We start from the raw sequence: 12677 nt of genomic DNA, 5'->3' as shown, positions 1-12677 counted from the left end.
CCGCCTCAATCATCGTAGCTGTGCCCTGCCCGCAGCCCATCGCGCACGCGCGCGGCGATGGCCAGGAATTCCGGCGTCTCGCGGATGTCGAGCGGCCGCTCCTTCGGCAGCGTCGATTCGATGACATCGCTGACACGGCCCGGCCGCGGCGACATGACGACGATGCGCGTCGACAGATACACGGCTTCCGGAATGGAGTGGGTGACGAAGCAGATGGTCTTGTTCGTGCTGCCCCACAGCTCCAGCAATTGCTCGTTGAGGTGGTCGCGCACGATTTCGTCCAGCGCGCCGAACGGCTCGTCCATCAACAGAAGGTCAGCGTCGAAGGCCAGCGCACGCGCGATCGAGGCGCGCTGCTGCATGCCGCCGGAAAGCTGCCAGGGATATTTCTTCTCGAAACCGCTGAGATTGACGAGGTCGAGCGTGCGCTTGATCCGCTGCGCCTGCTCCGCCTTGGACAGGCCCATGATCTCCAGCGGCAGCCCCACATTGCGCTCGATGGTGCGCCACGGAAACAGCGCGGCGGCCTGGAAGACATAGCCATAGGCGCGTTTCTCGCGCGCCTGTTCGGGCGTCATGCCGTTGACCGAAATCGTCCCCGAGGTCGGCTTCTCCAGGTCGGCGATGACGCGCAGCAAGGTGGTCTTGCCGCAGCCCGACGGCCCGATGAAGGAAACGAACTCCCTCTTGCCGATGGTCAGGTCGACATTGGACAGCGCCTGCACCGGCCCGTCATTGGTCTGGAAGGTCAGTCCGAGTTTGCTTGCCGAAACGACGGCTGGCGAAGTCCCTGTCATCGGCTGCAGCCTGCCCGTTCCCGGCCCTGCGGCGCCAGCCGGAATCCGATTGCTTTTATCGCGATGTTGTTTTCCACTCGCCCCGTCCCATTGACTTTGTCCCACTCAATCGACGCCCGGAGTTTCCCCGATGTTGCCCACTTGTCATCTTATCCGCCCTGAAACCACTTATGAAGGCAAGCAGGGATTGACCTATTTCGCAGGCATCGCCGCTGAAACCGTCGGCTCCTCCGGCATCTGCATGCATATGCTCACCATGCCGCCCGGCGCCCGCGCCAAGGCGCATATGCACGAGAGCCATGAAACGGCGATCTATGTGCTCTCCGGCGAGGTCCATACCTGGTATGGCGACCGGCTGGAGCATCATATCGTCGTCAAGGCCGGCGACCTCTTCTACATTCCGGCCGGCGTGCCGCATCTCCCGGCCAATCTGAGTGGCGCCCCGTCGTCGGCCGTCATCGCCCGCACCGATCCCAACGAACAGGAAAGCGTCGTCCTGTTGCCGGAACTGGACGCGCTGGTCGCCTGAAGCCGGCAGCGCCGATGGTGATTTGACCGTCATCGGCACCGGGAGACTTCCCCCATGACGTTGCCGTCCTCGTCGGTGATGACCAGCTTCTTGGCGTTCTTGGGACTGTGCTTGACGGTGAACTCGGCCGGCGATTGTCCATCCTCGCCTTCCGCCTCGCATTGCGCCTTGATGGTCAGCGAGCCATCGAGCTTCGCCTGCTTGTCGGTGAATGTGCAGGCGCTTGCCACGGTGATCAGATCCGTGTCCGTCAACAGCAGCATATCCTCGGCATAGACTTTCTGACCATTCTTGTTGATGCAGCCGGACTTGTTGCCGTAGGGCTTGGACAGATCGATGCCTGCCGCCGAAGCCTGACCGGCCGCCAGCACGAGAACCATCGCAACAGACAGACAAAAACCGCGCATGCTCATCCCCCCAACGTCACGAACATGATTGCAGCGGCCCCATTTCTTCAAGGCCGGGAATGGTGACGAAGAACCCATCCTCCCCCTTGTTGGTGACCACAACGGTTTCGATCGTCGTCCCCGCCTCGCCCTCGGCGGAACAGGTCGAAGTCAGCGATTGGGCACCCAGCACCGACGTCAATTGCTGCGCGAACCGGCAGCCGCTGCCATAAGTCTCGATGCCCTCGGCGGTCAGCACGATATAGGCATCGCTGTCCTGATAACCGGCCTTGACGCCGGCACAGCCGCCATCGTTGCCCCAGGAGCCGGCCAGCACACCGGCCGCGGTTGCCGGACCAGCGACAACTGCAGCCAGGACCAACGAGATGAGCGCGGCCGAGCGCGTCAAACTCAAACCCCGGTCGCCGGGATGCCGGTGCGTTCGACCTTGCGCGGCGCGGAAATTTCCTTCCACGTCGATAGCGCCCGGTTGACCGCCGCGTTCGGCTCGCGGCCGACGAACTCGCCATGCCCCGGCTTGGCCTTGACCTCGGCCTCCTGGATCGACAGCTCGCCGCGCGAGAACACGAAGCGCGGCAGGCCGGTCACCTCGAACCCTTCGAAGACATTGTAGTCGATGACGGATTGCTGCTTCTTCGCCGAGATCTTCTTCTTGCGCTTTGGATCCCAGACAACGATGTCGGCGTCAGCACCTTCGACGATCGCGCCCTTCTTCGGATACATGTTGAGGATCTTGGCGATGTTGGTCGAGGTCACCGCGACGAACTCGTTCATCGTCAGCCGTCCGGTGTTGACACCCGTGGTCCACAGCACCGGCATGCGGTCTTCCAGCCCACCTGTGCCGTTCGGGATCTTGGTGAAATCGCCGACGCCGTTGCGCTTCTGCTTGGTGGTGAAGGCGCAATGGTCGGTCGCCACCACCTGCAGCGAACCCGCCTGCAGGCCGGCCCACAGCGAATCCTGGTGCAGCTTGTTGCGGAAGGGCGGGCTCATCACGCGGCGCGCCGCATGGTCCCAGTCCTTGTCGAAATACTCGCTCTCGTCGAGCGTCAGGTGCTGGATCAGCGGCTCGCCGAACACGCGCATGCCCTTCTGGCGCGCCCGGCGAATGGCCTCGTGGCTCTGCTCGCAGGAGACATGCACGACATAGAGCGGCACACCCGCCATGTCGGCGATCATGATGGCGCGGTTGGTCGCCTCGCCTTCCACTTCCGGCGGCCGCGAATAGGCGTGGCCCTCCGGGCCATTGTTGCCGGCCGCAAGCAGCTTCTGCGACAGGGCTGCAACCACGTCGCCATTCTCGGCATGCACCAGAGGCAGCGCGCCAAGGTCGGCGCAGCGCTGGAACGACGCATACATCTCGTCGTCGTCGACCATCAGCGCACCCTTGTAGGCCATGAAGTGCTTGAACGAGGTAATGCCCTTGTCGACGACGGTGGCCATCTCGTCGAACACCTGCTTGCCCCACCAGGTGATCGCCATGTGGAAGGAATAGTCGCAGGATGCTTTCGAGGTCTTGTTGTCCCACATCTGCAAGGCTTCGAGCAGCGACTGCTGCGGCGCCGGCAGGCAGAAATCGACCACCATCGTGGTGCCGCCGGCAAGAGCCGCCCGCGTGCCGGATTCGAAATCATCGGCCGAATAGGTGCCCATGAACGGCATTTCGAGATGGGTGTGCGGATCGATGCCGCCCGGCATCACATAACAGCCGGTGGCGTCGAACTCGTGGTCGCCATGCAGGTCCGAACCGATGGCGGCGATCTTACCGTGCTTGAACAGCACATCGGCCTTCCACGTGCGGTCGGCGGTGACGATGGTGCCGTTTTTGATGACTTTGGTCATTTTTCTTGTTCCCTTGTTCTCTTCGCGCTTCTTGCGAGCGACGTTTGGAATGCGGATTATAAGCTCACTCCACGATGACAGCCGTCTCCACCACAGCGTGGAACAGCACGTCGGCGCCGGCCGACGCCCATTCCTTCGTGATGTCCTCGGCCTCGTTGTGGCTGAGCCCGTCGACGCAGGGGCACATCACCATGGCGGTCGGCGCAACGCGATTGATCCAGCAGGCATCGTGGCCAGCGCCGGAGACGATGTTTCGGTGCGAATAGCCGAGGCGGTCGGCGGCATCGCGGATTGCCTTGACGCAGCCGGCGTCAAAGGTGACCGGGTCGAAGGCGCCGACCTGTTCGATCTTGTACTGGATGTCGAGCGCCTCGCAGATCGTGTCGATGCCTTCGCGGATGCGGCCGTCCATCGCATCCAGCACTTCCTTCTCGGGTGAACGGATGTCGATGGTGAAAACGGTGCGGCCGGCGATGATGTTGCGCGAGTTGGGAAACACCTCCATATGGCCGACCGCGCCGACGGCGTCGGGCTGGTAGTCCATGGCGATCTCGTGCACCAGTTCGATCACCCTGGCCATGCCAAGCCCGGCATTGCGGCGCTTGGGCATTGGCGTCGAACCGGTATGCGACTCCTTGCCGGTCAGCGTCACCTGCAGCCATTTCAAACCTTGCCCGTGGGTGACGACACCGATGTCGATGCCTTCATCCTCAAGGATCGGCCCCTGCTCGATATGCAGTTCGAAGAAGGCGTGAATCTTGCGGTCGCCGACCTTCTCGGCGCCCTTCCAGCCGATGCGCTCCAGCTCCTCGCCGAATTTCTTGCCTTGCTTGTCAACATGTTCGTAGACATCGGCCTGGTCGAGCACGCCGGCAAACACGCCGGACGCCATCATCGCCGGCGCAAAGCGCGCGCCCTCCTCGTTGGTCCAATTGGTGACGACGATCGGATGTTTGGTCTTGATGCCGAGGTCGTTGAGCGAGCGCACCACTTCAAGCCCACCGAGCACACCGAGCACGCCGTCATATTTGCCACCGGTCGGCTGCGTATCGAGATGGCTCCCGACATAGACAGGCAACGCGTCGGGATCGGTGCCTTCGCGGCGGGCGAACATGGTGCCCATTTCGTCGACGCCCATTTCGAGCCCGGCCGCATCACACCAGCGCTTGAACAGATGCCGGCCCTCGCCATCCTCGTCGGTCACGGTCTGGCGATTGTTGCCGCCGGCAATGCCGGGGCCGATCTTCGCCATCTCCATTATCGAATCCCACAAACGGTCTGAATTGATTCGCAGATTCTCGCCGGGTGCGGCCATTCCGAGTCCTCTCATTTCAGGTCCTGGGCGGGCGGCGGTTCCCGTCGCCACCCGTCCAGGTCTAAGCAGATTTAGTCCACCGCCCTCAAGACTTCACGCACGTGGTCGATCAATTCGTTGATCTGGCCCTTGGTGATGATCAGCGGCGGCGACAGCGCGATGATGTCGCCGGTGGTGCGGATCAGCGCGCCGCGCTCGAACGCCTTGACGAAGGCCGAGAAGGCACGCTTGGTCGGCTGGCCGGCGATCGGCGCGAGCTCGATCGCGCCGATCAGGCCGATGTTCCTGATATCGATGACGTTCGGCTCGCCCTTCAGCGAATGCAGCGCGTCTTCCCAATATGGCGCCAGTTCCTCGCCACGGGTCAGCAGACCCTCTTCCTTGTAGGTGTCGAGCGTGCCCAAGGCCGCCGCGCAGGCGATCGGATTACCCGAATAGGTGTAGCCGTGGAAGAACTCGATCATATGCTCGGGGCCGGTCATGAAGGCGTCGTGGATTTCCTTCTTCACGAACACCGCGCCCATCGGGATGACGCCGTTGGAGACGCCCTTGGCGGTGGTCATGATGTCGGGCGTGACGCCGAAATAGTCAGCGGCGAACGGCGTGCCTAGACGGCCGAAACCGGTGATGACCTCGTCGAAGATCAACAGGATGCCGTGTTTGGTGCAGATCTCGCGCAGCTTCTGCAGATAACCCTTGGGCGGCAGGATGACGCCAGTGGAACCGGCGACCGGCTCGACGATGACGGCGGCGATGGTCGAGGCGTCATGCAGCGCGACGATGCGCTCCAGCTCGTTGGCGAGTTCCGCGCCATGCTCCGGCACGCCTTTGGTGAAGGCGTTCTTCTCCGGCAGATGCGTGTGCGGCATGTGGTCGACGCCGCCGAGCAGCGTGCCGAACATCTTGCGGTTGGTGACGATGCCACCAACCGAGATGCCGCCGAAATTGACGCCGTGATAGCCGCGCTCGCGGCCAATCAGGCGGGTGCGCGAACCCTCGCCCTTGGCGCGGTGATAGGCGATCGCCATCTTCAGCGCCGTTTCGACCGATTCCGAGCCGGAATTGGTGAAGAACACATGATCCATGCCCTTGGGCGCGAGGTCGACCAGGCGGTTGGCCAGTTCGAAGACGATCGGATGGCCCATCTGGAAGGCCGGCGCGTAGTCGAGCTCGGCAGCCTGATGCTGGATGGCCTCGGTGATCTTCGGCCGGCAGTGGCCTGCATTGACGCACCAGAGACCGGCGGTGCCGTCCAGCACCTTGCGGCCGTCGCTGGTCGTGTAATGCATGTCCTTGGCGGACACCATCATGCGCGGCGCCTGCTTGAACTGCCGGTTTGCCGTGAACGGCATCCAGAATGCGCTGAGATCGTTCGGCGTGACTTTCAGCCGGTTGGACATGACCAAGACTTCCCCTTGTAACCTGTTTCGGTGCGCCCAACGCTTGGTCTTCGTTGCGATTTCGTGCTACGCAAATTTTTGACCGATTGGACAAACGTTAGCACCGCCCTGTCGGCGGTCAAGGGATTACTAGCGGAAATGCGGCACTTGAAGTGCGTTCCACAGGCCAAGGAAAAACTGGTCCAGAGAATTGGTCCAGATGACCGTCAACGCGAGGGCCCGCAACGGTGAACACCAGCACGGACGCCCCTCGCCGCACCCGCATCCAGCAGGAAAAGCGCGAACTCATCCTGGAGGCGGCGCTCGAGGTTTTCTCCACCAACGGTTTTCGCGGCTCGACCATCGACCAGATCGCCGAAGCCGCCGGCATGTCGAAGCCGAACCTGCTTTATTATTTCCGCCGCAAGGAGGACATCCACGAGACGCTGATGCAGCGCCTGCTCGACACCTGGCTGGCGCCGCTGCGTGAACTCGACGACATCGGCGATCCAATGACCGAATTGCGCAACTACATCAGGCGCAAGCTCGAAATGGCCCGCGATTTTCCGCGCGAGAGCCGGTTGTTCGCCAACGAGATCCTGCAAGGCGCGCCGCGCATCATGCCGCTGCTGGCCGGCGAATTGAAGACGCTGGTCGACGAAAAGGCCGCCGTCATCAAGGGCTGGATGCGCGCCGGCAAGATCGCCAGGACCGACCCCTGGCACCTGATCTTCTCGATCTGGGCGACGACGCAGCACTATGCCGATTTCGACGTCCAGGTCCGCGCCGTGCTCGGAGCCGACCGCGGCGGCGACGGCCGCTTCGAAGACGCCGCCCGCTTCCTGGAGCAATTGTTCCTCGACGGGCTGAAGCCGAAAAACTAACTTTCGGCGGTTATCAGGCGCTGCGCCGTTCGGCCGGCAGCGCGTCCAGCAATGTCTGCAGCTTGGCGATCGAGTTCTGCTCGGCAAGCGGCGTGTAGACGATCAGCTTCATGTCGGAGCCGTCGCCCACTGACAAGCTCATATGCTCGAACGTCATGGCGCCGGCGCTCGGGTGCCGGACATGCTTCACCCCAGACAATCGGTGCGCGACGTCGCGCTGCGGCCACCAGGCGCGAAACTCGGGGCTCGAGCGCGTCATCAACTCGATCAGCCGCTCGAAATCCGGATCGCCGACATATCTGGCGCTTGCGGCCCGGAACGAGGCCAGCACGATGCGCGCCAGCTGCTCCCAGTCGACCAGCAGCCGCCGGTGGTGCGGATTGGTGAAGACCATGTGGACGATGTTGCGGGCATCACCCTCCAGCAGACCGTAGTCGCCGAACACCGCCACCGCCGCCGGGTTCCAGGCCAGCACGTCCCAGCGCCGGCCGACGACATAGGCCGGCTGCAGCACCAGGCATTGCAGCATGTGCAGCAAGGGGCCGTCGACCTTTTCCGGCGCCACGGCGCGACGTTCCGGCTGCTGGCGGCCGGCGAGGATGAACAGATGCTGCTTTTCGGCTGCGTCGAGCCGCAGCGCCTCGCAGAGCGCCGTCAGCACCTCGACCGAGGGCCTGACCTCCCGCCCCTGCTCCAGCCATGTGTACCAGGTCGTGCCGACACCGGCGATCATCGCCACCTCCTCGCGGCGCAGGCCCGGCGTACGCCGCCTGAGACCCGTGGCAATGCCGGTTGCCGATGGCGTCAGCCTTTCGCGGCGCGAGCGTAGGAAGGCGCCCAGCTCGCGCCGGCGGCTGTCTTCAGCGGAATGAGTGGGAGCAGAACGGGGTTGGGATTCCATGAGCCTATTATAGCAGTATTGATACCAGGATAAAGTTTGAACTGTTTGGCGCGCTCCCGCTGTCCCATCTTCCGTTCAGAGCAACAGAACGGAGGCTCCGAATATGGAACTCAAAGACAAGACAATCCTCGTCACCGGGTCGACCGACGGCGTCGGCCGCGTCGTCGCGCAGCGGCTTGGCGCTGGGGGCTCCCGCGTGCTGGTGCATGGCCGCGATGCGACGCGCGGCAAGGCGACCGTTACTGAGATCGAAGCCGCCGGCGGCAAGGCCGAGCTGCTGGTCGCCGACCTCTCCTCGCTGGCCGAGGTGCGCCGCCTTGCCGAGGCCGTGCGCGCCAGGACGGACCGGCTTGACATCCTCATCAACAATGCCGGCATTGGCACCGCAGGCCAAGGTGCCAAGCGGCAAATTAGCGCCGACGGCTACGAACTGCGCTTCGCCGTCAACTATCTCGCCGGTTTCCTGCTGACATCGGAACTTCTGCCGTTGCTCAAGGCGAGCGCGCCGGCGCGCATCGTCAATGTCGCCTCGGCCGGACAGCAGGCGGTTGACTTCGGCGATGTCATGCTGACCCGCAGCTACGACGGCGTGCGCGCCTACTGCCAGAGCAAGCTGGCGCAGATCCTGTTCACCATCGACATTGCGCAGGAGCTGAAAGGGACCGGCGTCACTGTCAACGCGCTGCATCCGGCCAGCTACATGAACACCACCATGGTCCGCCAGGCTGGCGTGACGCCATGGAGTTCAGTCGAAACCGGCGCCGACGCCATCCTCAACCTCGCGACTTCATCGGCGCTGGAAGGACGCAGCGGCCTCTATTTCGACGGCCTGCGGGAATCCCGCGCCGACGCTCAGGCCTACGACGCCAAGGCAAGACAACAGTTGCGCAGTCTGAGCCTCGACCTTGTCGGCCTCGCCTCCCCAACATCGAAGGAACAGCATTCATGACCACGACAATCCAGCACACCGTCATCATTGGCGGCTCGTCCGGTATCGGCCTGGCGACTGCGCGCAAACTGCTTGGTCCCGGCATGAAGGTGACCATCACCGGGCGCAACCAGGACAGGCTCAACAGCGCATGGAAGAGCCTTGGCGGCGCTGTCGACAAGGCTGCGTTCGATGCCGCGAAGCCGGACGAGGTCAGCGGGTTCTTCGAGCGCCTAGGCCCCTTCGACCACCTGGTCCTGGCGGCCAGCGGCGGCAAGGGCATTGGCCCCTTCCAGACGCTTGACCTGACCGACATAGGCAGCGGTGTCGACGAGAAAGTGAGGCCGCAGCTGTCCTGCCTGCAGGCGGCCCTGCCGACTCTGAACAAGAGCGGATCGGCCACCTTCATCTCGGCAGTATCGGCACAGCTTGCGACGCCGGGCGTCGCCGGTATCGCCGCCATCAACGGCATGCTTTTGACCGTGGTGCCGATCCTGGCCATGGAGCTGAAGCCGCTGCGCGTCAATGTCGTGGCGCCCGGCGTCATCGACACGCCCTGGTGGGATTTTCTGGCCGAGGAACAGCGGCAGGCGATCTTTGCCGACTATGCCAGCAAGACCCCGGTCGGCCGAATCGGCCGCGCCGAGGACGTCGCCGGCGCAATCGCGTTTCTCGTCTCCAACGGCTTCATGACCGGCCAGGTCCTGACCTGCGACGGCGGCCTGCGATTTGCGGCATAGGGACAAGCAAAATGGCAGCGGCCGGCAAGGCCGTAGCCGGACTTGTCGAAGGGGCGAGCAGCGGGCCAGGGATCGTCGCCATGATTGGGCTATTTGGCCCTGTCGCCGGCCGGTCTTGCCGCACCTGAAGCGGACTGCTCCGGAACATGGGAATAATCCGGCGTATCGGCCCCATACATCTTGTTATCGATCGCTTCCTGCCAACTGGCGTCTGCCTCGGACGGTGAAATGTCGGCGGCCGCATGGCGGGCGGAGCGAGGATTGAGCCAACTCGGCGTGATCTCACGAACCAAACGTGCAAAGCGTCCCATCGTACCGTTCCTTTCCTGGCCGAAATATCCTTCCAAGATGCGCAATCGCGCTTGCATCCCTCGTCTGGACCTAAAGTTGGCCTCTCAGCCAGGCGAGCGTTTCGGCAACGCCGGCAAGGCCGTACCGCGCGGTTGTCTGCGCGGGTGGTTTGACCCGTATCGATATGCCGCCGGCATCATTGACGGCTTCGAAGCCGTTTTCGTCCGGCGTGTCGTCGCCCAGGAAGACCGGGCGGCGGCCTCTGAATGGTGCCATGCCCATGAACCGCCGGATCGCAGCACCCTTGGCTGCCTCGAGCGGCAGCAGTTCCACGCCGGCATTGCCGGCAACCACCCTGTAGCCCTTCGGCAGGGTGGCCAGCGCCTGCTCGACAAGCTGCGTCGCGCGCGGAAGCAGATGCGGCGCAGCGCGCGTGTGGATGGCCAGCACCCGGCCTTTGCGCTCGATATAGGCCTGCCCACGCCCGAGCTCGGCCTCGATCTCGTCGGCAAGAGCGGCAATATCCGCCGGCTCTCCCGCGACTTCGACGTCGTCGTCCGGCAGGAGCCTGTGTTCCAGGCCATAAAGCCCGGCCGCGCGCAGTTTCAAAGGCTGAAACAGCTGGTCCACGGCCGCAACGGAGCGGCCTGTAATAACGGCCAATGCCCCGTTCAACTTGTGATCCAGGCCTTGCAGCAAGGAGCGAAGCTCGTCGCTGACCGAGACGGCGTCCGGGTGTTCCGCATGTTCCAAAAGGGTGCCGTCAATGTCGAGGAACAACGCCCATTCGCCGGTCAGCAAGGTCTGTGGCTTCTGCAGGGTCTCGCTCATGATATTGCCAGCCGTTTGCGCTCGAACATGGAGACGACATTGTCGACGCTTGGAGGCTGCCGATCGCTAGTGCCCGTTGCCCGATCGACGTCGCCGCGCTTGCGCAGGCGCGCCGCATCCAGAAGCATACTGCCGGCCCAGCGATAGACATTGTTGTCGCGGACCATCTGCCGCATCGGCCGCATGCGCTCGCGCTGTTCGTCGGGCGTCATGGTCAGCGCCTGCAGCAGCGTCTCGCTCATCATGGCGGCGTCATAGGGGTTGACGATCAGCGCCTCCAGCAATTCGCGCGAGGCGCCGGCGAATGTGCTGAGCATCAAGACGCCCTGTTCGTCATCGCGCGCCGCAACGAATTCCTTGGCGACCAGGTTCATGCCGTCATGCAGGCTGGTGACCATGCATATGTCGGCGGCGCGATAGATCTCATAGACCTGTTCCTGCGTGTGATGTTCAGCCACCATGATCACCGGTTTGTAACCTTCGCTGCCGTAACGTTCGTTGAGCTCTTCGGCATAGCGGTGACATTCGTCGTGGAGCAGCTTGTAAGCCGGGAGCGTGCCGCGGCTGGGTGCCGCTATCTGCAGGAAGGCCAGTTTTCCGATCCATTCCGGATATCGCTTGAACAATTCGTCGAGCGCCTGAAACCTATCAAGAATGCCCTTGGTGTAGTCGAGGCGCTCGACGCCGACGCCCAGCTTCACATCCGCTCTCAGCCCGAACCTGGTGCGCAGGCGGGCGCGGCAGTCATCGACATCAGGCAATCTTGCCAGAAGGTCTGCCGGCCATTCTATCGAGATGGGATAGGCGTGCACCAGCGTCGTCTGCCCGCCATAGGAGATGGCCGCATCCGCCCGCTCGATGCGGCTTTCCAGGAAACGATCGACGCTTTCGGTGAAATTGTTGGCGTGGAACTGGGTGTGGAAACCGATGATCGAGCTGCCGAGCAGCCCCTCGAGGATGCGCTCACGCCACGGACAGATGCTGTACACTTCCGAGTTCGGCCACGGGATGTGCCAGAAGGTGATGACGATCGCCTCGGGCAGGCGCTCGCGGATCATCCGCGGCAGCAGCGCGAAGTGGTAGTCCTGGACCAGCACGATCGGCCGCTCGTTGCGCGCCTCGGCCACCACCGTATCGGCGAACTTTCGATTGACGGCTTCATAAGCCTCCCAGTCCGAGGCGCGAAAAATCGGCCGGGTGAAGGCGATATGGCAAAGCGGCCACAGGCCCTCATTGGCGAAGCCGAGATAGTAGCCCTGATGCTCTTCCTCGGTCAGCCAGACCCGGCGCAGCGTGTAGGACGGATTGCCGGGCGGCACCTGTACCCGGTCGTCCTTGTCGACCATGAGACGGTCTGCCGTTCCACCGCCATAGGCAATCCATGTGCCGGCGCAGGCGCGCGTGATCGGCTCCAGCGCCGAAACCAGCCCGCTGGCCGGCACAAGCAGTTCGACGCCATTGCCCTTGACGTTGTGGATATACGGTTCGCGGTTGGAGACCACGATGACCTGCGCATCGGGCAGGTCATCGGTCAGGATCTTGCGCAATGTTTCGGGCGACCATGTCACCAGGGCGGCATCGGCCGATTGGCCGTTCTTTTCGAACTCCCGTATCACCTTGCGCGCCGCTTCCGCGGCCACGTCCTCACCGGCCGGATGTGCAATCGTGGGAGGGTGACTGCGGCGTTGCCGCGATATGGAGAAGAAAACGGCAAGAGCGGAGAGACCGAGGCTCGCGAGGATCAGAACCCAGAGCAGGTCCGCACCATAGTCTGTCATTGGAATGCCAACTCACCTTCGGCCGTTCGGCGGCCTTTTTGTTCATGTTTCCGAT

General features: G+C 63.3%; 14 protein-coding genes. 4 read left to right on the top strand and 10 right to left on the bottom strand.

Features of this window, described 5'->3' with window-relative positions:
• Positions 1-5 precede the first annotated feature (5 nt).
• Complete coding sequence (locus B5V02_RS08230; RefSeq protein ID WP_111543613.1) at positions 6-797, bottom strand: ABC transporter ATP-binding protein; 792 nt, start codon at positions 795-797, stop codon at positions 6-8.
• A 130-nt stretch (positions 798-927) separates the two neighbouring features.
• On the opposite strand from B5V02_RS08230, the gene B5V02_RS08225 reads away from it, so the two are divergent.
• Complete coding sequence (locus B5V02_RS08225) at positions 928-1326, top strand: cupin domain-containing protein (RefSeq protein WP_111543612.1); 399 nt, start codon at positions 928-930, stop codon at positions 1324-1326.
• Positions 1327-1355: 29 nt separating this feature from the next.
• Here the strand turns inward: B5V02_RS08225 and B5V02_RS08220 are convergent, their stop codons facing one another.
• From B5V02_RS08220 to aptA, 5 genes are all read right to left on the bottom strand, one after another.
• Entirely contained in the window at positions 1356-1733 is a 378-nt protein-coding gene (locus B5V02_RS08220; RefSeq protein WP_167458401.1) for a hypothetical protein, read from the bottom strand.
• Between the two features lie 16 nt (positions 1734-1749).
• A complete protein-coding gene (locus tag B5V02_RS08215; protein WP_245445772.1) occupies positions 1750-2127 on the bottom strand; it encodes a hypothetical protein in 378 nt (125 codons plus the stop codon).
• On the bottom strand, positions 2124-3575 hold the full coding sequence (hydA, locus tag B5V02_RS08210) for a dihydropyrimidinase (protein ID WP_111543609.1): 1452 nt from the start codon (positions 3573-3575) through the stop codon (positions 2124-2126). Before hydA ends, B5V02_RS08215 begins: the two co-directional genes overlap by 4 nt.
• Before the next feature lie 64 nt (positions 3576-3639).
• Complete coding sequence (locus B5V02_RS08205) at positions 3640-4890, bottom strand: Zn-dependent hydrolase (protein ID WP_111543608.1); 1251 nt, start codon at positions 4888-4890, stop codon at positions 3640-3642.
• Positions 4891-4961: 71 nt separating this feature from the next.
• Entirely contained in the window at positions 4962-6290 is a 1329-nt protein-coding gene (gene aptA, locus B5V02_RS08200; RefSeq protein ID WP_111543607.1) for an omega-aminotransferase AptA, read from the bottom strand.
• 227 nt (positions 6291-6517) lie between these two features.
• On the opposite strand from aptA, the gene B5V02_RS08195 reads away from it, so the two are divergent.
• Complete coding sequence (locus tag B5V02_RS08195; RefSeq protein WP_111543606.1) at positions 6518-7153, top strand: TetR family transcriptional regulator C-terminal domain-containing protein; 636 nt, start codon at positions 6518-6520, stop codon at positions 7151-7153.
• 13 nt (positions 7154-7166) lie between these two features.
• On the opposite strand, the gene B5V02_RS08190 is transcribed toward B5V02_RS08195, so the two are convergent.
• Positions 7167-8054: a helix-turn-helix transcriptional regulator gene (locus tag B5V02_RS08190; RefSeq protein WP_111543605.1), complete on the bottom strand. Its 888-nt coding sequence runs from the start codon at positions 8052-8054 to the stop codon at positions 7167-7169.
• Positions 8055-8157: 103 nt separating this feature from the next.
• Here B5V02_RS08190 and B5V02_RS08185 point away from each other — a divergent pair, with 103 nt between their 5' ends.
• Together B5V02_RS08185 and B5V02_RS08180 are read left to right on the top strand one after the other, a co-directional pair.
• The gene (locus B5V02_RS08185) at positions 8158-9003 is read left to right on the top strand and encodes an SDR family NAD(P)-dependent oxidoreductase (protein ID WP_111543604.1); all 846 of its coding nucleotides are present in this window, start codon (positions 8158-8160) and stop codon (positions 9001-9003) included.
• Positions 9000-9722 carry an SDR family oxidoreductase gene (locus tag B5V02_RS08180; protein WP_111543603.1) on the top strand — a complete coding sequence of 241 codons (723 nt, stop codon included), beginning with the start codon at positions 9000-9002 and terminating at the stop codon, positions 9720-9722. The genes B5V02_RS08185 and B5V02_RS08180 overlap by 4 nt, the downstream gene beginning before the upstream one ends.
• Before the next feature lie 89 nt (positions 9723-9811).
• On the opposite strand, the gene B5V02_RS08175 is transcribed toward B5V02_RS08180, so the two are convergent.
• The 3 genes from B5V02_RS08175 to B5V02_RS08165 all read right to left on the bottom strand — a co-directional run bounded on the left by B5V02_RS08175 (position 9812) and on the right by B5V02_RS08165 (position 12622).
• Positions 9812-10033 carry a hypothetical protein gene (locus B5V02_RS08175; RefSeq protein ID WP_111543826.1) on the bottom strand — a complete coding sequence of 74 codons (222 nt, stop codon included), beginning with the start codon at positions 10031-10033 and terminating at the stop codon, positions 9812-9814.
• Between the two features lie 70 nt (positions 10034-10103).
• Positions 10104-10844: a trehalose-phosphatase gene (gene otsB / locus B5V02_RS08170; protein WP_111543602.1), complete on the bottom strand. Its 741-nt coding sequence runs from the start codon at positions 10842-10844 to the stop codon at positions 10104-10106.
• Complete coding sequence (locus B5V02_RS08165; protein WP_111543601.1) at positions 10841-12622, bottom strand: alpha,alpha-trehalose-phosphate synthase (UDP-forming); 1782 nt, start codon at positions 12620-12622, stop codon at positions 10841-10843. Before B5V02_RS08165 ends, otsB begins: the two co-directional genes overlap by 4 nt.
• Between the last annotated feature and the right edge of the window lie 55 nt (positions 12623-12677).

It is taken from the genome of Mesorhizobium kowhaii (assembly GCF_003253745.1).
Classification (GTDB): domain Bacteria; phylum Pseudomonadota; class Alphaproteobacteria; order Rhizobiales; family Rhizobiaceae; genus Mesorhizobium; species Mesorhizobium kowhaii.
The sequence above is the reverse complement of the archived record's forward strand: the minus strand, read 5'-3'. Positions and strand labels throughout refer to the sequence as shown.